Source organism: Enterobacter sp. 200527-13, assembly GCF_027924865.1.
Taxonomy (GTDB): Bacteria; Pseudomonadota; Gammaproteobacteria; order Enterobacterales; family Enterobacteriaceae; genus Enterobacter; species Enterobacter ludwigii.
The window spans coordinates 118,203-138,699 of the sequence record NZ_BSCM01000001.1 but is presented as its reverse complement, the minus strand read 5'-3'; the positions used below and the strand labels follow the sequence as shown (position 1 = coordinate 138,699).

Below are 20,497 nucleotides of genomic sequence, written 5' to 3'. Positions count from 1 at the left end.
ATGATTTGGTGAATTATTCGCCAGATGCCTGTTGCGCTTCCGGCTTGCCATAAATCAGCAATGGCTTGCTCTGGCCGCTAATGACCGACTCATCAATCACCACTTTCTCAACATCTTCCATCGACGGCAGATCGTACATGGTGTCAAGCAGCGCCGCTTCCACGATAGAACGCAGGCCACGCGCACCGGTTTTACGGATCATCGCTTTCTTGGCAATCGCGTCCAGCGCTTCGTCACGGAATTCCAGCTCAACGCCTTCCAGATTGAACAGCGCCTGATACTGCTTGGTCAGCGCATTTTTCGGCTCTTTCAGGATCTGGATCAGCGCGTCTTCACTCAGTTCGTTCAGCGTTGCCACAACAGGCAGACGGCCAATGAACTCAGGAATCAGACCAAACTTGATCAAGTCTTCTGGCTCAACCTGTGACAGCAACTCGCCTTCGTTCGGCTTTTCGGACGAGGCTTTCACCGTCGCGCCAAAACCAATGCCGGAGCCGGTTTCAACACGGTGAGAGATCACTTTATCCAGACCGGCAAACGCACCACCACAGATGAACAGGATCTTGGACGTATCAACCTGCAGGAACTCCTGCTGAGGATGTTTACGGCCACCCTGCGGTGGAACGGCTGCAACCGTACCTTCAATCAGCTTCAGCAGCGCCTGCTGCACGCCCTCACCCGATACGTCACGGGTGATGGACGGGTTGTCAGATTTACGGGAGATCTTGTCGATCTCATCGATATAAACAATCCCGCGCTGCGCTTTCTGTACATCGTAATCGCATTTCTGCAGCAGTTTCTGGATGATGTTTTCTACGTCCTCACCCACATAACCGGCTTCGGTCAGGGTGGTGGCATCGGCCATTGTGAACGGAACATCCAGCAGACGCGCCAGCGTTTCAGCCAGCAGCGTTTTACCGGAGCCGGTTGGGCCGATCAGCAGAATATTACTTTTACCCAGTTCTACGCCATTGCTGGTATCACCGTTACGCAGGCGTTTATAGTGGTTGTATACCGCCACGGCGAGCACTTTTTTCGCCTGCTCCTGACCGATGACATAGTCGTCAAGATGATGACGAATTTCATGCGGCGTTGGCAGCGCGCTGCGCTCGCGGTGAGGTGCTACTTCTTTAATCTCTTCGCGAATAATGTCGTTACATAAGTCAACACATTCGTCGCAGATATACACGGACGGCCCGGCAATCAGTTTACGCACTTCATGCTGGCTTTTGCCGCAAAAAGAGCAGTACAGCAGTTTGCCCGAACCATCTTTGCGTTTATCTGTCATGAGTCCAAACCTCTTTTTAAGTTCTTTGTGCCGCACATGACGACGCAAATGCCATTTTCAGACGCAAGCTGCTTTTAGCAACATGCCGCCCTACCTGAGTATAGCGGCACACTCGCGTCACGGGCATCAATTACGATGGGTCAAAACGGAGTCGACTAAGCCGTACTCAACAGCCTCAGAGGCAGAGAGGAAACGATCGCGCTCGGTATCGCGCTCGATCTGCTCAAGAGATTGACCCGTATGCTGCGCCATAAGTTCATTCATGCGCGCTTTTACTTTCAGAATTTCGCGGGCGTGGATTTCAATATCCGTCGCCTGCCCCTGATAACCCCCCAGCGGCTGGTGAATCATCACGCGGGAATTTGGCAGGCAAAAACGCTTACCTTTAGCCCCTGCGGTTAACAGGAACGCACCCATAGATGCAGCCTGACCCATACAGATAGTGCTGACATCTGGCTTGATGAATTGCATGGTGTCATAAATGGACATACCTGCCGTGATCACGCCGCCCGGGGAGTTAATGTACAGGTAAATGTCTTTTTCCGGGTTTTCCGCTTCCAGAAACAGCATCTGCGCCACGATCAGGTTAGCCATGTGGTCTTCCACCTGGCCGGTCAAAAAGATAACGCGCTCCTTGAGCAGACGGGAATAGATATCAAAAGAACGCTCACCACGTGAGGTCTGTTCAATAACCATTGGCACCAGAGCCATATGGGGTGCAAAGTTATCTCGTTCGCCACTGTATGACATTTCCGTCTCCTGGATCAAAATTGAAAACACCTGCTGTACTGATTGTAACCTTACGGACGGATTATCAGCCAGTCTCAATCATCGTGATTACACACTTATGGGGTTCATACTGCCCTATTTCAAGCATAACAACCTTTTGTTGTTACGCTAACACTGAAAGGGCGTTTTAGCACTCTTCCTGGGGTAAAGCCGTGATAAAAAAAACCCGTCGCCGGAAGGCAACGGGTTTTTTGTTCAAACTTTAAACCCTGGGGGCGAAATTACGCCTGCTGGTTCATCAGTTCGTTGAAAGAGGTCGCTTTTTCGGTCACTTTCGCTTTCGCCAGTACCGCTTCAACAGCCTGCTCTTCCAGTGCAACATTGCGCATGTTGTCCATCAGCTCTTTGTTCTTACCGTAGAACTCGATCACTTCTGATGGATCTTCGTATGCAGAAGCCATCTCTTCGATCAGGCCTTTCACACGCTCTTCGTCAGCTTTCAGCTCGTGGGTACGAATCACTTCGCCCAGCAGCAGGCCAACAACAACGCGGCGTTTAGCTTGCTCTTCGAACAGCTCGCGTGGCAGTTCCATCGCTTGCTGCTGGTTGCCACCGAAACGCTGTGCAGCCTGACGGCGCAGAACGTCGATTTCGCTGTCAATCAGGGCAGCCGGAACGTCGATTTCGTTCGCTTTTACCAGACCGTCAATCGCCTGAGATTTCACACGGTTACGTACAGCGCCGTTCAGCTCACGTTCCATGTTTTTACGCACTTCGGTACGCAGACCGGCTACAGAACCATCTTCCACGCCGAAACGCTTGATGAATTCTTCAGTCAGTTCAGGCAGTTCGCGCTCTTCAACTTTCTTCAGGTTGATAACGAACTTCGCTGCTTTACCTTTCAGGTTTTCAGCGTGGTACTCTTCCGGGAAGGTCACGTCGATGGTGAACTCTTCGCCCGCTTTGTGACCTTTGATACCGTCTTCGAAGCCTGGGATCATACGACCCTGGCCCATTGCCAGTACGAAGTCAGACGCTTTACCGCCTTCGAACTCTTCGCCGTCTACAGAACCGGTGAAGTCGATGGTCACACGGTCTTCCGCGTCAACAGCACCTTCTTTCTCTTTCCAGTTCGCCTGCTGCTTACGCAGAGTGTCCAGCATGCCGTCAACGTCTTCGTCAGTCACGGAAACAACAGGTTTTTCAACTTCGATAGATTCCAGACCTTTCAGCTCAACTTCCGGGTACACTTCGAACTCTACAGAGTAGGTGAAGTCTTCGCCCTGTTTGTATTCGCCTGGAACGTAATTCGGCGCACCGGCCGGATTAATTTTTTCTTTGATGATCGCATCAATAAAGTTGCGGCTCATCAGTTCACCCAGCACATCCTGACGCACGGAAGCGCCATAACGCTGAGCAACAACATTCATCGGTACTTTGCCCTTACGGAAGCCGTCAATACGTACTTTTTTTGCTACGTTGACCAGCTCGCTTTTCACAGCAGTTTCGATGCTGTCAGCAGCGATAGTAATCGTTACACGGCGGCCAAGGCCTTGAGTGGTTTCAACTGAAACTTGCATCTTGTTACCTCAAAAAAATCACAGTGCTCGGTCAACTCTGAATCTGTCTGTTATACCGGGATGCTCTCTTAGTGCAGATTCACATTCCCTGTCGCCAGAATCATCCCGAAGACATTCATTAAGACGCGGCATTATAGCGGCATCACTTAGGTGAGTCGAGAACGGTTGGGGCATGTTGCTGCGGCTTTTTTCACACTTTAAGGCTATTTTTAGCCTTAAAAACGCACCATCCGCTCAAAACTCAGACAAAACAAAACGGCCCGGAGGCCGTTTTGAGGAAATCTGTATGCAACATACTGGAAAAGCTCCAGCCGTTGCAAATCCGATTTATCAGGCGATGGTGCCTGCGCCGCGACACGGCGGCGATGCAAATACCGTATCCTGCAAGCCTTCCCATTCCTTAATGGTATAGGTGTGCAATGCCAGCGCATGTACGGTTGTGGAGAGTTCTTCCGTCAAGGTGCTGTAGATCAAGCGATGTCGGTTCAGGAAACGTTCTCCCGTGAAGCGATCGCTGACCAGAACCACTTTAAAGTGGCTTTCAGAACCTGCCGGCACGTTATGACGATAGCTTTCGTCGACGACTTCGAGGAACACAGGGTTGAACGCTGCCCTTAATTTATCTTCTATCTGTTCACGTATCATCATGAAATCACTCCTCCGACAACGCCAGGATGTCACCCATCCCTTTAAATATTAGCCGCTTTTACCGTTTCCATTACAACAAGACAACAAATATTTAGCTTTCGTCTTATTTTCTCATTCAGACGAATGAAGTTCACTGTGAGACTCATACCTTTTGACCTTCGCGCGTGGAGAAAAAGGCGGGGCTGGTCAGTTTTCGGACAAGGCGATGAATTTACATGCGTTGACCACTTCCCCTGGCCGTTAGCGATGTTATGATGGCGGCAATTTTTCTCTGTAATGCTTACGATTCGTTGAGAACCTGAAAATGTTAAAAAAACTCTTCTTTCCGTTGGTAGCACTTTTTATGCTGGCAGGCTGCGCTACCCCGCCTACAACCATTGATGTCTCCCCTAAGATTACCCTGCCTCAGCAGGATCCTAGCCTGATGGGCGTAACCGTGAGCATTAACGGTGCCGATCAGCGTCAGGATCAAGCCCTGGCTAAAGTGACCCGCGACAACCAGCAGGTGACGTTGACCGCCTCACGCGACCTGCGCTTCCTGTTGCAGGAAGTGCTCGAGAAACAGATGACTTCCCGCGGCTATATGATTGGCCCAAGCGGTGCGGTTGATCTGCAGATCATCGTGAACAACCTGTACGCTGACGTGTCCCAGGGTAACGTTCGCTACAACATCTCCACCAAAGCGGATATCGCCATCATCGCGACCGCGAAGAACGGCAACAAGATGACCAAAAACTACCGTGCGAGCTACTCTGTTGAAGGCGCGTTCCAGGCGTCCAACAAAAATATTGCTAACGCGGTTAACAGCGTGCTGACTGACACCATTTCCGATATGGCGCAGGACACCAGCATCCACGACTTCATCAAGCAAAACGCGCGTTAATCCCGCTTCCTGACCCGGTGTTTCACCGGGTCAGTTTTATATGAACATGTCGAGTCATTACTTACGCATTTTCCAGCAACCCAAATCAGCCATCCTGCTGATCCTTGGTTTCGCCTCCGGTTTACCTCTCGCCCTCACCTCCGGCACGCTGCAGGCCTGGATGACCGTCGAGAATATCGATCTCAAAACCATTGGTTTCTTCTCCCTCGTCGGCCAGGCTTACGTCTTTAAGTTCCTGTGGTCGCCGGTGATGGACCGTTATACCCCGCCGTTCCTGGGCCGTCGTCGCGGCTGGTTAGTGATGACCCAGGTCCTGTTGCTGCTCGCAATCGCGGCGATGGGCTTTCTTGAACCCACGACGCAGCTTCGCTGGATGGCCGCCCTTGCGGTGGTAATCGCCTTCTGTTCTGCCTCGCAGGATATCGTTTTTGATGCATGGAAGACGGACGTGTTGCCTGCAGAAGAGCGGGGAGCCGGCGCAGCCATTAGCGTGCTGGGCTATCGTCTGGGCATGCTGGTATCCGGTGGTCTGGCGCTGTGGGTGGCCGACCGTTATCTCGGCTGGCAGGGCATGTACTGGCTGATGGCCGCCCTGTTGATCCCCTGTATTATTGCTACCCTGCTCGCCCCCGAACCGAGCGATGTGATCCCGGTTCCACGTTCTCTGGAGCAGGCCGTTGCCGAACCTCTTCGCGACTTCTTTGGCCGCAACAACGCCTGGCTTATCCTGCTGTTAATCGTCCTTTATAAGCTCGGCGATGCCTTCGCGATGAGCCTGACCACCACCTTCCTTATTCGCGGGGTCGGGTTTGATGCCGGCGAAGTCGGCGTGGTGAACAAAACGCTCGGGTTGTTTGCGACTATTGTCGGAGCCCTTTACGGCGGCGTATTAATGCAGCGTCTGACGCTCTTTCGCGCACTGCTGATCTTCGGCATCCTGCAGGGGGCATCGAACGCCGGTTACTGGCTGCTGTCGGTGACGGATAAGCATATGATCAGCATGGGCGCCGCGGTGTTTTTTGAAAACCTGTGCGGCGGTATGGGGACAGCGGCGTTTGTTGCCCTGCTGATGACCCTGTGCAACAAATCGTTTTCCGCGACGCAGTTCGCTCTGCTCTCGGCGCTTTCCGCCGTTGGTCGCGTGTATGTCGGGCCGATTGCCGGCTGGTTTGTTGAAGCCCATGGCTGGCCAACGTTCTACCTCTTCTCCGTGGTAGCGGCAGTGCCTGGGCTCTTATTGTTACTGGTCTGTCGCCAGACGCTGGAATATACCCAGCGAACAGAACACTTTATGCCACGCACGGAATATCATCGCGCTTACCGTTTTGCGTTACGACTGTTAATGGCGGGTTGCTTTGCCCTGGTGCTGTGGCTCGTGGTGCTCATTATTAATGCCACCACCTCTCTGGTACTGCCTCTCGAAGCGCTTCTGCTGGATGCCGGCGCGCTGCTGGCGGTTGCCGGCATCCTGACTGGCGGGCTGCTCGATTTCATGGCGCTGCGTAAAACGCAGTTAACCTGAAGTAAAATCCGAAAGGTTATTTCCCGTTGTAATCACGAACCGAAATTATAACGGTGAAATAGCCGCCAGCCGCTAAAAAAAATATTTGTTGTTTTGTGCGGGATAGGATTCGGAAATTATTGGAGTCAATTGCAGAACGCTATTTTTCATTAAACGATTCAGCAGCAGAGAGTTTGATTTTTCGTTTTTTAGTTGTCTTTTTATTGATAATTAATTGTTAATTTTTTGTTTATTTTTCACAATGGTTATACCAATTGCCCCTTTTAGGGTATGCTTGGGGGTCCTTTCGTTATAAAGCCCATGCCATGCGGCTTACGTCTTAAAAAGCGACATAATTTGCAACACTTGTGACATGTGCGGCAGAACCCGGTAACACCTTCCTGACACAGGTCTAATGATGTTTACAGTAATGTAACCTTCCCGTAAAATGCCCCCACACTTTAAACGCCACCAGACTCCCGTGGAATTGAGGTCGTTAAATGAGACTCAGGAAATACAATAAAAGTTTGGGATGGTTGTCATTATTCGCAGGCACTGTATTACTCAGTGGCTGCGATTCTGCACTACTTGACCCCAAAGGACAGATTGGACTGGAACAACGTTCACTGATATTGACGGCTTTTGGCCTGATGTTGATTGTGGTTATTCCAGCCATTTTGATGGCTGTTGGTTTCGCCTGGAAGTATCGTGCGAGCAATAAAGATGCGAAGTATAGCCCTAACTGGTCACACTCCAATAAAGTGGAAGCTGTGGTCTGGACGGTACCTATCCTGATCATCCTGTTCCTTGCCGTACTGACATGGAAAACCACTCACGCACTTGAGCCAAGCAAGCCGCTGGTTCACGATGAAAAACCGATTACCATTGAAGTGGTCTCCATGGACTGGAAATGGTTCTTCATCTATCCGGAACAGGGCATTGCCACCGTGAATGAAATCGCCTTCCCGGCGAACACTCCGGTTCAGTTCAAAGTGACCTCCAACTCCGTAATGAACTCCTTCTTCATCCCACGTCTGGGTAGCCAGATTTACGCGATGGCCGGTATGCAGACTAACCTGCACCTGATCGCGAATGAAGCAGGCACCTACGATGGTATCTCCGCCAGCTATAGCGGCCCGGGCTTCTCAGGTATGAAGTTCAAAGCTATCGCGACGCCAGACCGTGCCGCTTTCGACCAGTGGGTTGAAAAAGCGAAGCAGTCTCCAAACACCATGTCTGACATGGCGGCGTTCGAAAAAGTGGCAGCACCTAGCGAATATAACAAGGTGGAGTACTTCTCTAACGTGAAACCAGATTTGTTCAAAGACGTTATTGGCAAATTTATGGATCACGGCAAGAGCATGGACATGACCCAGCCTGAAGGTGAGCATAGCGCACACGAAGGTATGGAAGGCATGGACATGAGCCACGCGGAAACCGCTCACTAAGGGGCCGAGGAAGAAAATGTTCGGAAAATTGACACTGGATGCAGTGCCCTACCATGAACCCATTATCGTGGTTACGGTTGCTGCAATTATCATCGGTGGCGCAGCCTTACTGGCCTTGATCACTTACTTCGGTAAGTGGAGCTACCTGTGGAACGAGTGGCTGACTTCGGTTGACCACAAAAAACTGGGTATCATGTACTGCATCGTCGGTATCGTCATGTTAATTCGTGGCTTTGCGGATGCTATCATGATGCGTAGCCAGCAGGCACTCGCGTCTGCGGGTGAAGCCGGCTTCCTGCCGCCGCATCACTACGACCAGATCTTTACCGCCCACGGCGTTATCATGATCTTCTTCGTGGCGATGCCGCTGGTTATCGGTCTGATGAACGTTGTCGTTCCGCTGCAAATCGGCGCGCGCGACGTAGCGTTCCCGTTCCTGAACAACCTGAGCTTCTGGTTCACGGTTGTCGGCGTTATCCTGGTTAACCTGTCACTGGGTGTGGGCGAATTTGCTCAGACCGGCTGGCTGGCTTACCCGCCGCTTTCGGGAATTGAGTACAGTCCGGGCGTTGGCGTCGATTACTGGATTTGGGCACTTCAGCTCTCCGGTGTCGGTACAACCCTGACCGGTATCAACTTCTTCGTGACCATTATCAAGATGCGTGCCCCTGGCATGACCATGTTCAAGATGCCGGTATTTACCTGGGCATCTCTGTGCGCCAACATCCTGATTATTGCATCATTCCCAATTCTGACCGTCACCATCGCGCTGCTGACCCTGGACCGCTACCTGGGCACCCATTTCTTTACCAACGATATGGGTGGCAACATGATGATGTACATCAACCTGATTTGGGCCTGGGGTCACCCGGAAGTGTACATCCTGGTTCTGCCGGTCTTCGGTGTGTTCTCCGAAATCGCAGCAACCTTCTCGCGTAAACGTCTGTTTGGTTACACCTCTCTGGTGTGGGCAACCGTGTGTATTACCGTTCTGTCGTTCATCGTTTGGCTGCACCACTTCTTCACCATGGGTGCTGGCGCGAACGTAAACGCCTTCTTCGGTATTACAACCATGATTATCGCAATCCCTACCGGGGTTAAGATCTTCAACTGGCTGTTCACCATGTACCAGGGCCGTATCGTGTTCCACTCAGCAATGCTGTGGACTATCGGCTTCATCGTCACCTTCTCCGTGGGTGGGATGACCGGTGTACTGCTGGCGGTACCGGGTGCTGACTTCGTTCTGCACAACAGTCTGTTCCTGATTGCGCACTTCCATAACGTTATCATCGGTGGTGTGGTCTTCGGCTGCTTCGCTGGCGTAACCTACTGGTGGCCAAAAGCGTTCGGTTTCACCCTGAACGAAAAATGGGGTAAACGCGCATTCTGGTTCTGGATCATCGGCTTCTTCGTTGCATTTATGCCGCTGTACGTGCTGGGCTTCATGGGTATGACCCGTCGTCTGAGCCAGCAGATTGATCCACAGTTCCACCCAATGCTGATGGTTGCAGCGGGCGGTGCCGTGCTGATTGCTTGTGGTATCGCGTCTCAGCTGATTCAGTTCTACGTTTCCATTCGCGACCGCGATCAGAACCGTGACCTGACCGGTGACCCATGGGGTGGCCGTACGCTGGAGTGGGCAACCTCTTCTCCACCACCGTTCTATAACTTCGCTATTGTGCCGCAGGTCCATGAACGCGACGCATTCTGGGAAATGAAAGAAAAAGGTGAAGCGTACAAGCAACCTGCTCATTACGAAGAGATCCACATGCCGAAAAACAGCGGTGCGGGCATTGTTATTGCCGCCTTCGCAACGGTATTTGGCTTCGCAATGATCTGGCACATCTGGTGGATGGCGATTGTTGGCTTCGCCGGCATCGTAATCAGCTGGATTGTGAAGAGCTTTGACGAGGACGTAGACTACTACGTACCAGTCCGTGAAGTCGAAAAACTGGAAAACCAGCATTTCGATGAGATTTCTAAAGCGGGGCTGAAAAATGGCAACTGATACTTTGGCGCACTCTACTGCCCACGCGCATGAACATGCGCACCACGATACAGGACCGACAAAAGTCTTCGGTTTCTGGATCTACCTGATGAGCGACTGCATTCTGTTCTGCTGTCTGTTCGCAACGTATGCCGTTCTGGTGAACGGCACTGCGGGCGGCCCGGCTGGCAAGGACATCTTTGAACTGCCGTTCGTTCTGGTAGAAACCGCGCTGCTGCTGTTCAGCTCCATCACCTACGGCATGGCGGCTATCGCCATGTACAAAAACAACAAGAGCCAGGTTGTCTCCTGGCTGGCGTTGACCTGGCTGTTTGGTGCTGGCTTTATCGGGATGGAAATCTATGAATTCCATCACCTGATTATGGAAGGCTTCGGGCCGGATCGTAGTGGCTTCCTGTCTGCGTTCTTCGCACTGGTCGGGACCCACGGTCTGCACGTAACGTCTGGTCTGATCTGGATGGCAGTACTGATGTTCCAGATCTCCCGTCGTGGCCTGACCAGCACTAACCGCACGCGTATCCTGTGCCTGAGCCTGTTCTGGCACTTCCTGGACGTTGTGTGGATCTGTGTGTTCTCTGTTGTATATCTGATGGGGGCGATGTAATGAGTCATTCAAACGATCATGGCGCTTCCCACGGTAGCGTAAAAACCTATATGACAGGTTTCATCCTGTCGATCATTCTGACGGTGATCCCGTTCTGGATGGTGATGAGCGGTTCTGCGTCTAAGCCAGTTATTCTGGGTGCAATCCTGGTAACCGCGGTGATTCAGATTCTGGTGCATCTGGTTTGCTTCCTGCACATGAACACCAAGTCCGATGAAGGCTGGAACATGACGGCTTTCATCTTTACCGTGATTATCATCGCTATCCTGGTAGTCGGTTCCATCTGGATTATGTGGAACCTTAACTACAACATGATGGTTCACTAAGAGCGGCGAGTATGTTTAAGCAATACCTGCAAGTCACGAAACCAGGCATCATCTTTGGCAACCTGATCTCCGTAATTGGGGGGTTCCTGCTGGCCTCTAAAGGCAGCATCGATTACACCCTCTTTATCGCTACGCTGGTCGGTGTGTCGCTGGTTGTTGCATCCGGTTGTGTATTTAACAACTACATCGACATGGATATCGACAAGAAGATGGAAAGGACTAAAAATCGGGTGCTGGTTAAAGGCCTGATCGCCCCTTCCGTCTCGCTGGTGTACGCCACCTTGCTGGGTATTGCTGGCTTTATGCTGCTGTGGTTTGGCGCTAATCCTCTGGCCTGTTGGCTGGGGGTGATGGGGTTCGTCGTCTATGTGGGCGTTTACAGCCTGTATATGAAACGCCACTCCGTCTACGGAACGCTGATTGGTTCTCTCTCCGGCGCTGCGCCGCCGGTGATTGGCTACTGCGCCGTCACGAACGAGTTCGACAGCGGTGCGCTGATCCTGCTGGCTATCTTTAGCCTGTGGCAGATGCCGCACTCCTATGCCATCGCGATTTTCCGCTTTAAGGATTATCAGGCAGCGAACATCCCGGTTCTGCCGGTCGTGAAGGGCATTTCCGTGGCTAAAAACCACATCACGCTGTACATCATCGCCTTTGCCGTGGCAACGCTGATGCTCTCTCTGGGCGGTTACGCCGGGTACAAATACCTGGCGGTAGCGGCTGCGGTGAGCGTCTGGTGGCTCGGCATGGCCCTGCGCGGCTACAAAGTGGAAGATGACAAGGTCTGGGCACGTAAGCTGTTCGTGTTCTCCATTGTCGCTATCACTTCGCTGTCGGTGATGATGTCCGTGGATTTCATGGTGCCTGATTCACACAACCTGCTGACTTACGTCTGGTAAGTCACACCAGGTGAATAAAAGGGTGCTTCGGCACCCTTTTTTATTCATCGAATCCATTAATAACGCATGTAATATTTGTTAAATAACCCTTTATTTACCCCGCCCCTTCCCCGCACTACACTATGGCCTGCTTTTGAATTGAGGTGGTAATGAACGATTATAAAATGACGCCAGGCGAATTGCGCGCGACCTGGGGTTTAGGGACTGTTTTCTCGCTACGGATGCTTGGCATGTTTATGGTCCTGCCTGTTCTGACCACGTACGGCATGGCGCTTCAGGGTGCCAGCGAAGCGCTGATTGGCCTGGCGATTGGCATCTACGGTCTGGCTCAGGCGGTATTTCAGATCCCATTTGGCCTGCTCTCGGATCGGGTTGGCCGTAAACCGCTGATTGTCGGCGGCCTGCTTATTTTTGTGCTCGGCAGCGTGATAGCCGCCCTCTCCCATTCCATCTGGGGAATTATTCTTGGTCGCGCCCTGCAGGGCTCTGGTGCGATTGCCGCCGCCGTGATGGCGCTGCTGTCAGACTTAACGCGTGAGCAGAATCGCACCAAAGCGATGGCGTTTATCGGCGTGAGCTTTGGCGTCACTTTTGCGATTGCAATGGTGCTCGGGCCTATCATCACTCATAAACTCGGTCTGCATGCCCTGTTCTGGATGATTGCCGTGCTGGCGACCGTCGGTATTGCGCTGACCCTTTGGGTGGTGCCGGACAGCAAAAACCACGTCCTTAACCGTGAATCCGGGATGGTGAAAGGCTGCTTCAGCAAAGTGCTGGTGGAACCGCGCCTGCTTAAACTTAACTTCGGCATTATGTGTCTGCACATCCTGCTGATGTCGACCTTTGTCGCCCTGCCCGGTCAGCTTGCCGCCGCGGGCTTCCCTGCCGCGGAGCACTGGAAAATCTATCTGGTGACCATGCTGATTTCGTTCGTCTCGGTCGTGCCGTTCATCATCTACGCCGAAGTGAAACGCAAGATGAAGCGCGTCTTCATTGGCTGCGTGGCGGTGCTGCTGATTGCCGAGATTGTGCTCTGGGGATCCGGCCCGCACTTCTGGGAACTGGTGGCCGGCGTGCAGCTCTTCTTCCTGGCCTTTAACCTGATGGAAGCCCTGCTGCCGTCGCTGATTAGCAAGGAGTCCCCGGCCGGCTATAAAGGCACAGCAATGGGGATCTACTCCACCAGCCAGTTTATCGGCGTGGCTATCGGGGGCTCGCTCGGCGGCTGGGTGGATGGCCTGTTTGATTCGCAAACCGTGTTCCTTGCGGGCGCACTGCTGGCGATGGTCTGGCTGCTGGTCGCCAGCAGCATGAAAGAGCCGCGCTACGTCAGCAGTCTGCGGGTCGAAATTCCTGAGGATGTTGAGATTACCGACGCGCTAAAACAGCGTCTTGAAGCAACAGAGGGGGTAAGTGAAGTGCTTATTGCCCCACAAGAGCGCAGCGCTTACGTCAAAATAGACAGTAAAGTGACTAACCGCTTCGAAATCGAGCAGGCTCTCAAAGCCTGAAAAAATGCCCGGTAAAACCGGGCATTTTTGTCTTAATCGCGGAAGTTCTTGAACTGGAACGGCTGCCCCAGATCGCCGCCACGTACCAGCGCCATAACGGCCTGCAGGTCATCGCGGGATTTACCGGTCACACGAATTTCTTCACCCTGGATTTGCGCCTGAACCTTCAGCTTGCTGTCCTTGATGAGCTTAACGATCTTCTTCTGAACCGCGCTCTCAATACCCTGCTTCAGTTTGGCTTCGACAAACCAGTTTTTACCGCTATGCACAAACTCGTCTGGTACATCCAGTGAGGTGCCTTCAATGCCGCGTTTAAGCAGCTTGGCGCGCAGAATATCCAGCAGCTGGTTAACCTGGAAATCAGATTCGCTCAGGACCTTAATGGTCTTATTCGCATCGTTCAGCTCGAAAGTTGCCTCAACGCCACGAAAGTCGAAACGTGACTCAACTTCACGGCTTGCGTTTTCAACGCCGTTGCGGACTTCCTGGATATCAACTTCGGAAACAATATCGAAAGATGGCATCTTTTCTTCTCCCTTCATTTTTGTTGCGTTGCATAATACCCGCTACAAGGCAGATACCCCAAATAATTCGAGTTGCAGCTATCCCTGGCCGCTCACGTGAGGAAACACCGCACAGATGTCACAGGGTTTACTCAACAGAAGCTTAGCTGACGGCGCTATACTTAGGCCGTAACACCTGGCGCAGTTGCAGGTGAGGAGGAACAATGAAAATTACAGTGCTCGGATGCGGAGCCCTTGGACAGCTATGGCTGACCGCGCTTTGCAAGCACGGACATGAGGTACAGGGCTGGCTGCGCGTGCCCCAGCCCTATTGCAGTGTGAACCTGATTGACGAAGACGGAAGTATATTCAACGAATCACTCACCGCGAACGATCCGGATTTTCTGGCGCAAAGCGATCTGCTGCTGGTCACGCTCAAAGCATGGCAGGTTTCAGATGCGGTAAAGACGCTGGCCGCGCAACTTCCCCCAGACTCCCCTATCCTGTTGCTGCATAACGGCATGGGAACCATTGATGAGCTGAAAAGCATCCCGCATCCCTTGTTGATGGCGACCACCACGCACGCTGCACGCCGCGATGGCAACATTATCGTGCATGTCGCCAGCGGCGTAACGCACATGGGCCCCGCCCGTACGCAGGATGGCGACTACAGCTATCTGGCGGATGTTCTGCAGAAGGTGCTGCCGGACGTGGCCTGGCATGACACTATCCGCCCGCAGCTGTGGCGCAAGCTGGCGGTTAACTGCGTGATCAATCCGCTAACGGCGCTGTGGAACTGCCCGAACGGGGAGCTGAAAAATCATCCGCAGGAAATTGCCACCCTGTGCGCGGAGGTTGCCTCGGTTATCGAACGTGAAGGCCTGCATACCTCGGCGGAGGATTTACGCTATTATGTTGAGCAGGTAATTGAAAGTACTGCAGAAAACATCTCCTCGATGTTGCAGGACATTCGGGCATTACGCCACACAGAGATTGATTACATCACGGGCTATTTGCTTAAACGCGCCCGCGCCCACGGCATTGCCGTGCCGGAAAATGCCCGTCTGTATGACCTGGTTAAACGTAAGGAGAGTGAATATGAGCGCGTCAGCACTGATCTGCCTCGCCCCTGGTAGCGAAGAGACAGAAGCCGTCACCACCATTGATTTGATGGTGCGCGGCGGCATTAACGTGACCACCGCCAGCGTCGCCAGCGACGGTAATCTGACCATCACCTGTTCACGCGGCGTTAAAATCCTCGCCGATGCACCGCTTGTGCAGGTGGCCGACGGGGATTACGACATCATCGTACTGCCGGGTGGCCTGAAGGGCGCGGAGTATTTTCGCGACAGCCCGCTCCTGGTCGAAACCGTCAGGCAATTCCATCTGTCGGGGCGCATCGTTGCGGCAATTTGTGCCGCAGCCGGCACGGTTCTGGTGCCGCATAATATTTTCCCAATCGGGAATATGACCGGTTTCCCGGGACTGAAAGAGACCATTCCTGAAGAGCAATGGGTGGATAAACGTGTGGTCTGGGATCCGCGCGTCAATCTGCTCACCAGCCAGGGGCCGGGTACCGCGATCGATTTTGGACTGAAGATTATCGACCTGCTGGTCGGGCGTGAGAAAGCCTACGAGGTGGCGTCGTCGTTAGTGATGGCGGCGGGGATTTATAATTTTTACGAAGCGTAGCGTGTAAAGAAAGCCGGGTAAGCGAAGCCGCCACCCGGCAAACGGTTAAGGGCGATAGACCTTCACATTCGCAAAGCCCTGCTCGCGCAGATACAGTGCCTGCAGACGGCTCATCACCCCGCGCTCGCACCACAGCAGATACGTTTTGCTCTGGTCGAGATCGCCAAATTTGGTGCTCAGCTTGTAGAACGGCAGGGAAACCACGTCCACGCCTTCAACCTGCAGTGGTTTGTCATCCTGTTCATCAATGGAACGGATATCCAGAATCGCGTCGTTGGCACCGAAACCGCTGACGGTTTCAACTTCAACTACTTCCTGCTCGGTCTGCTGGGCAATCTCGCGGATATCGATGTTGGTCGCTTCCGCCACCACCTTCTCCAGAATGCCGAAATCGAAGTTCTCTTCTTCGGCTTCGATTTTCGCCTTCACCGCTTTGACGGTCGGGCTTTTTGAGATCACACCGCAGTATTCCGGCATGGTGCGGGCAAAATCTTCGGTACCGATTTTGCGCGCCAGATCGATGATGTGCTCTTTATCGTAGGAGATCAGCGGACGCAGGATCAGGGTATCCGATACGTTGTCGATAAGACGCAGGTTGGTCAGAGTCTGGCTGGAGACCTGGCCCAGCGCTTCACCGGTGACCAGCGCCTGCACGCCGTAGCGCTCCGCCACTTTGGACGCTGCACGCACCATCATGCGCTTCAGCACCACGCCCATCTGACCGTCGTCCACTTTTTCAAGGATTTCGCCGACCACTGGCTCAAAGTTGATCGCCACAAAACGCACGCGGTGGGAGCTGCCGAAGCGGTTCCACAGATAATGCGCGACCTGACGCACGCCGATTTCATGCGCCGCACCGCCCAGGTTAAAGAAGCAGTAGTGTACGCGGCAGCCGCGGCGCATCAGCATATAGCTGGAAACACCGGAGTCGAAACCGCCGGAGATCAGCGACAGGACATCTTCCTGCGTGCCGATTGGGAAACCGCCGATACCTTCATAACGGCCTTTCACCAGCAGCAGGCGATCGTTTTCGATCTCCAGGTTTACGGTCACATCCGGGTTAGTCAGGCGCACGCGGGCGCTCTCAACGTGCTGATTGAGGCCGCCCCCCACATAGCGCTCCACTTCAATGGAGCTAAACTCATGCTTACCACGACGCTTCACGCGCACGCAGAAGGTTTTGCCTTCAATCTGATCGCGGTACTGCACCAGCGCTTTTTCAAAAATGTCATGCAGGGAGGTGTAAGGAACGTCTTCCACTTCCAGAATATGGTGAATGCCCGGAATACGGGTCAGCGCGTCGCGAATATCCTGACGTTTGTTTTCATCTTTCGCGCGAACCTCAACGTGGTCCCAGTGACGCACCACGGCGAGCGTTTCGTCGTAGTGTTTTAATACGTTACGAATGTTCCCGGTGAGAATTTTAATAAAGCGCAAACGCACAGATTGGCTTTTGATGGTGATTTCAGGGAACAATTTAATGATAAACTTCATGGCGGCAATGTTTCTTAGGCAAGCTTAAGGCTTGTAATGGAAAATGAAATATACACAAAATCATTCAGGTGGCATCAACGCGGCGAGTCACAGCCCCCCGCAAGCTTACGCGAGTAAGTAACGGAAAGGCGCAAACGTAGCCCAAACAGAGACAACCTGAAGGATGACGTGTATAGCAGCCCACACCCGTGGCTGCATCCAGGCGCGCAAGTATATCATCTTCACGCCGCTCCTGTGCACATTGCGCGTTATTTGATAATTGCCCCGAGTCCGTTACCATGTCGGGGCTGAGAATATAAGAGTCAATTCACTATGCCGAAGAAGAACGACGCACCGGCCAGTTTTGAAACTGCGCTGAGTGAGCTGGAGCAGATTGTCACCCGCCTTGAGAGCGGCGATTTACCGCTGGAAGAGGCGCTCAATGAATTCGAGCGCGGCGTGCAGCTGGCGCGCCAGGGGCAGGTCAAACTGCAGCAGGCCGAGCAGCGCGTGCAGATCCTGCTGTCCGACAGCGAAGACGCTAAAACTACGCCATTCACACCGGACGCCGAGTAAATGGATTTCGCCAACGAGCTTCAGGCATGCGTCGCGCGTGCCAACGATGCGCTGCGCCGTTTTATTGAGCCACAGCCTTTTCAGAACACTCCACTGGTTGAAGCCATGCACTATGGCGCACTCTTGGGTGGAAAGCGCCTGCGTCCGTTTCTGGTCTACGCCACGGGCAACATGTTTGGTATCAGCGCTAACACGCTGGATGCCCCGGCAGCCGCCGTTGAGTGCATCCATGCCTACTCGCTGATCCATGATGATTTGCCGGCCATGGACGACGACGATCTGCGTCGTGGCCAGCCTACCTGCCACATCAAGTTTGGCGAAGCGAATGCCATTCTGGCGGGGGATGCCCTGCAAACCCTGGCGTTCTCGATTCTGAGCGATGCGCCGATGGCCGAAGTGGCCGACCGTGACCGTCTGTCAATGATTTCTGAACTGGCAATGGCCAGCGGCGTCGCCGGTATGTGTGGCGGTCAGGCACTGGATCTGGAAGCGGAAGGACGTCAGGTTAATCTGGAACAGCTGGAGCGTATTCATCGCCATAAAACGGGCGCATTGATTCGTGCAGCCGTTCGTCTGGGCGCCCTGAGCGCGGGTGAACAGGGGCGCAAAGCCCTGCCGATACTGGACAGATACGCAGAAAGTATCGGTCTGGCATTCCAGGTTCAGGATGACATTCTGGATGTGGTGGGCGATACTGCAACATTGGGTAAACGTCAGGGTGCGGATCAGCAGCTTGGCAAAAGTACCTACCCCGCCCTGCTGGGTCTTGAGCAAGCCCAACGTAAAGCCCGGGATCTGATAGAGGATGCCCGCCAGTCGCTGAATCAACTGGCCGCGCAATCACTGGATACTTCGGCACTGGAAGCGCTAGCGGACTATATAATCCAGCGTGATAAATAAACACACTATCTCGATGAGCCTTTGATGAGTTTTGATATTGCCAAATACCCGACACTGGCGTTAGTTGACTCCACCCAGGAGTTACGCCTGTTGCCGAAAGAGAGCCTGCCGAAGCTGTGCGATGAGCTGCGTCGCTACCTGCTCGACAGCGTAAGCCGCTCCAGCGGCCATTTCGCCTCCGGGCTTGGCACGGTAGAGCTGACCGTGGCGCTGCACTATGTCTATAACACGCCGTTCGATCAGCTCATCTGGGATGTCGGCCACCAGGCCTATCCGCATAAAATTCTGACCGGACGTCGCGATAAAATTGGCACCATTCGTCAGAAAGGCGGCCTGCATCCGTTCCCATGGCGTGGCGAGAGCGAGTACGACGTATTAAGCGTCGGACACTCCTCCACCTCGATTTCTGCGGGTATCGGTATTGCGGTGGCAGCCGAAAAAGAGAATAAACAGCGTCGTACCGTCTGCGTCATTGGCGATGGGGCGATCACTGCCGGTATGGCCTTTGAGGCCATGAACCACGCGGGCGATATCAAGCCAGAGATGCTGGTTATCCTTAATGATAACGAAATGTCGATTTCCGAAAACGTGGGCGCGCTGAACAACCATCTGGCGCAGTTGCTCTCCGGCAAGCTTTACTCCTCACTGCGTGAAGGCGGAAAAAAAGTCTTCTCCGGCGTACCGCCAATCAAAGAACTGCTTAAACGCACCGAAGAACACATCAAAGGCATGGTCGTGCCGGGTACGCTGTTTGAAGAGCTGGGCTTTAATTATATTGGTCCGGTGGACGGGCATGACGTTCTGGGGCTTGTCACCACGCTGAAAAACATGCGTGACCTGAAAGGCCCACAGTTCCTGCATATCATGACCAAAAAAGGCCGTGGATACGAACCGGCGGAAAAAGATCCCATCACCTTCCACGCGGTACCGAAATTCGACCCGAGCAGCGGTTGCCTGCCCAAAAGCAGCGGCGGCATGCCGAGCTATTCAAAAATCTTTGGCGACTGGCTGTGTGAAACCGCCGCTAAAGACAATAAGCTCATGGCGATCACCCCGGCCATGCGTGAAGGTTCTGGCATGGTGGAGTTCTCCAAAAAATACCCGGACCAGTATTTTGACGTTGCCATTGCCGAGCAGCACGCGGTGACCTTTGCGGCAGGCCTGGCGATTGGCGGTTATAACCCGATTGTCGCCATTTATTCCACCTTCCTGCAACGCGCCTACGACCAGGTGATCCATGACGTTGCCATCCAGAAGCTGCCGGTCCTGTTTGCTATCGACCGCGCAGGCATTGTGGGTGCTGACGGCCAGACGCACCAGGGGGCATTTGACCTGTCGTTCCTGCGCTGCGTCCCGGATATGGTCATCATGACGCCAAGCGATGAGAACGAATGTCGTCAGATGCTGTTTACCGGCTACCACTATCAGGATGGCCCTAGTGCGGTGCGCTACCCGCGCGGCAATGCCGTCGGCGTTGAACTGCAGCCGCTGGAAAAACTGCCGATAGGTAAAGGTCTGGTGAAACGTCGCGGTGAGAAAGTGGCGATCCTGAACTTTGGTACGCTGATGCCGGAGGCCGCGAAAGTGGCTGAAGCGCTGAATGCGACCCTCGTGGATATGCGCTTTGTGAAGCCGCTCGACGAGGCCCTGATCCTGAGCATGGCGGAATCTCATGACGTGCTGGTCACGCTGGAAGAAAACGCCATCATGGGCGGTGCGGGCAGCGGCGTGAACGAAGTGCTGATGGCTAACCGTAAAGCCGTGCCGGTACTGAACCTTGGTCTGCCGGATCATTTCATTCCGCAAGGCACCCAGGACGAAGCCCGTGCGGCGATTGGCCTGGATGCGGCCGGCATTGAGTCGAAAATCCGTTCCTGGCTTGCCTGATCCCTCCCCCTTTTCCGCTCCTGCTATGCTTAAACGTATTG

Annotated in this window: 19 protein-coding genes; 13 read left to right on the top strand and 6 right to left on the bottom strand. The window is 53.5% G+C overall.

The window, feature by feature from the left end; translation table 11 throughout:
• Positions 1 to 13: 13 nt before the first annotated feature.
• The 4 genes from clpX to bolA all read right to left on the bottom strand — a co-directional run bounded on the left by clpX (position 14) and on the right by bolA (position 4,245).
• The gene (gene clpX, locus QMG44_RS00670) at positions 14 to 1,288 is read right to left on the bottom strand and encodes an ATP-dependent protease ATP-binding subunit ClpX (protein ID WP_281852983.1); all 1,275 of its coding nucleotides are present in this window, start codon (positions 1,286 to 1,288) and stop codon (positions 14 to 16) included.
• Positions 1,289 to 1,414: 126 nt separating this feature from the next.
• The gene (gene clpP / locus QMG44_RS00665; protein ID WP_020885210.1) at positions 1,415 to 2,038 is read right to left on the bottom strand and encodes an ATP-dependent Clp endopeptidase proteolytic subunit ClpP; all 624 of its coding nucleotides are present in this window, start codon (positions 2,036 to 2,038) and stop codon (positions 1,415 to 1,417) included.
• A 260-nt stretch (positions 2,039 to 2,298) separates the two neighbouring features.
• Entirely contained in the window at positions 2,299 to 3,597 is a 1,299-nt protein-coding gene (gene tig / locus QMG44_RS00660; RefSeq protein WP_014168868.1) for a trigger factor, read from the bottom strand.
• Positions 3,598 to 3,927: 330 nt separating this feature from the next.
• On the bottom strand, positions 3,928 to 4,245 hold the full coding sequence (gene bolA / locus QMG44_RS00655) for a transcriptional regulator BolA (RefSeq protein ID WP_013095855.1): 318 nt from the start codon (positions 4,243 to 4,245) through the stop codon (positions 3,928 to 3,930).
• Between the two features lie 304 nt (positions 4,246 to 4,549).
• On the opposite strand from bolA, the gene QMG44_RS00650 reads away from it, so the two are divergent.
• The 8 genes from QMG44_RS00650 (at position 4,550) to QMG44_RS00615 (ending at position 13,425) form a co-directional block, all read left to right on the top strand.
• Positions 4,550 to 5,128 carry a lipoprotein gene (locus QMG44_RS00650; RefSeq protein WP_014168866.1) on the top strand — a complete coding sequence of 193 codons (579 nt, stop codon included), beginning with the start codon at positions 4,550 to 4,552 and terminating at the stop codon, positions 5,126 to 5,128.
• A 46-nt stretch (positions 5,129 to 5,174) separates the two neighbouring features.
• Positions 5,175 to 6,650, top strand: a complete 1,476-nt coding sequence (gene ampG / locus QMG44_RS00645; RefSeq protein ID WP_063156389.1) for a muropeptide MFS transporter AmpG — start codon at positions 5,175 to 5,177, stop codon at positions 6,648 to 6,650.
• Positions 6,651 to 7,129: 479 nt separating this feature from the next.
• Positions 7,130 to 8,077: a cytochrome o ubiquinol oxidase subunit II gene (gene cyoA, locus QMG44_RS00640; protein ID WP_008503322.1), complete on the top strand. Its 948-nt coding sequence runs from the start codon at positions 7,130 to 7,132 to the stop codon at positions 8,075 to 8,077.
• Between the two features lie 16 nt (positions 8,078 to 8,093).
• Positions 8,094 to 10,085 carry a cytochrome o ubiquinol oxidase subunit I gene (cyoB, locus tag QMG44_RS00635; protein ID WP_014168864.1) on the top strand — a complete coding sequence of 664 codons (1,992 nt, stop codon included), beginning with the start codon at positions 8,094 to 8,096 and terminating at the stop codon, positions 10,083 to 10,085.
• Entirely contained in the window at positions 10,075 to 10,689 is a 615-nt protein-coding gene (locus tag QMG44_RS00630; protein WP_014168863.1) for a cytochrome o ubiquinol oxidase subunit III, read from the top strand. The genes cyoB and QMG44_RS00630 overlap by 11 nt, the downstream gene beginning before the upstream one ends.
• A complete protein-coding gene (locus tag QMG44_RS00625; RefSeq protein WP_006176899.1) occupies positions 10,689 to 11,015 on the top strand; it encodes a cytochrome o ubiquinol oxidase subunit IV in 327 nt (108 codons plus the stop codon). Before QMG44_RS00630 ends, QMG44_RS00625 begins: the two co-directional genes overlap by 1 nt.
• A gap of 11 nt (positions 11,016 to 11,026) precedes the next feature.
• Positions 11,027 to 11,914, top strand: a complete 888-nt coding sequence (gene cyoE, locus QMG44_RS00620; RefSeq protein WP_014168862.1) for a heme o synthase — start codon at positions 11,027 to 11,029, stop codon at positions 11,912 to 11,914.
• A gap of 149 nt (positions 11,915 to 12,063) precedes the next feature.
• Positions 12,064 to 13,425, top strand: coding sequence for an MFS transporter (locus QMG44_RS00615; protein WP_032681561.1), 1,362 nt, complete (start codon positions 12,064 to 12,066; stop codon positions 13,423 to 13,425).
• Between the two features lie 32 nt (positions 13,426 to 13,457).
• Here the strand turns inward: QMG44_RS00615 and QMG44_RS00610 are convergent, their stop codons facing one another.
• Positions 13,458 to 13,949 (bottom strand): YajQ family cyclic di-GMP-binding protein, encoded by a 492-nt coding sequence (locus tag QMG44_RS00610; RefSeq protein WP_020885215.1) that lies wholly within the window; start codon positions 13,947 to 13,949, stop codon positions 13,458 to 13,460.
• A gap of 203 nt (positions 13,950 to 14,152) precedes the next feature.
• On the opposite strand from QMG44_RS00610, the gene panE reads away from it, so the two are divergent.
• Together panE and yajL are read left to right on the top strand one after the other, a co-directional pair.
• Entirely contained in the window at positions 14,153 to 15,064 is a 912-nt protein-coding gene (gene panE / locus QMG44_RS00605; protein WP_014168859.1) for a 2-dehydropantoate 2-reductase, read from the top strand.
• Positions 15,027 to 15,620 carry a protein deglycase YajL gene (yajL, locus tag QMG44_RS00600; RefSeq protein WP_020885217.1) on the top strand — a complete coding sequence of 198 codons (594 nt, stop codon included), beginning with the start codon at positions 15,027 to 15,029 and terminating at the stop codon, positions 15,618 to 15,620. The genes panE and yajL overlap by 38 nt, the downstream gene beginning before the upstream one ends.
• Positions 15,621 to 15,665: 45 nt before the next feature.
• Here the strand turns inward: yajL and thiI are convergent, their stop codons facing one another.
• A complete protein-coding gene (gene thiI, locus QMG44_RS00595) occupies positions 15,666 to 17,114 on the bottom strand; it encodes a tRNA uracil 4-sulfurtransferase ThiI (RefSeq protein ID WP_014168857.1) in 1,449 nt (482 codons plus the stop codon).
• A gap of 312 nt (positions 17,115 to 17,426) precedes the next feature.
• Here thiI and xseB point away from each other — a divergent pair, with 312 nt between their 5' ends.
• From xseB to dxs, 3 genes are read left to right on the top strand one after another with little or no spacing between them, the layout of a single operon-like run.
• Positions 17,427 to 17,669 (top strand): exodeoxyribonuclease VII small subunit, encoded by a 243-nt coding sequence (gene xseB / locus QMG44_RS00590; protein WP_008503331.1) that lies wholly within the window; start codon positions 17,427 to 17,429, stop codon positions 17,667 to 17,669.
• Positions 17,670 to 18,569 (top strand): (2E,6E)-farnesyl diphosphate synthase, encoded by a 900-nt coding sequence (ispA, locus tag QMG44_RS00585; RefSeq protein WP_014168855.1) that lies wholly within the window; start codon positions 17,670 to 17,672, stop codon positions 18,567 to 18,569.
• 24 nt (positions 18,570 to 18,593) lie between these two features.
• Positions 18,594 to 20,456: a 1-deoxy-D-xylulose-5-phosphate synthase gene (dxs, locus tag QMG44_RS00580; RefSeq protein WP_281852982.1), complete on the top strand. Its 1,863-nt coding sequence runs from the start codon at positions 18,594 to 18,596 to the stop codon at positions 20,454 to 20,456.
• Positions 20,457 to 20,497 lie beyond the last annotated feature (41 nt).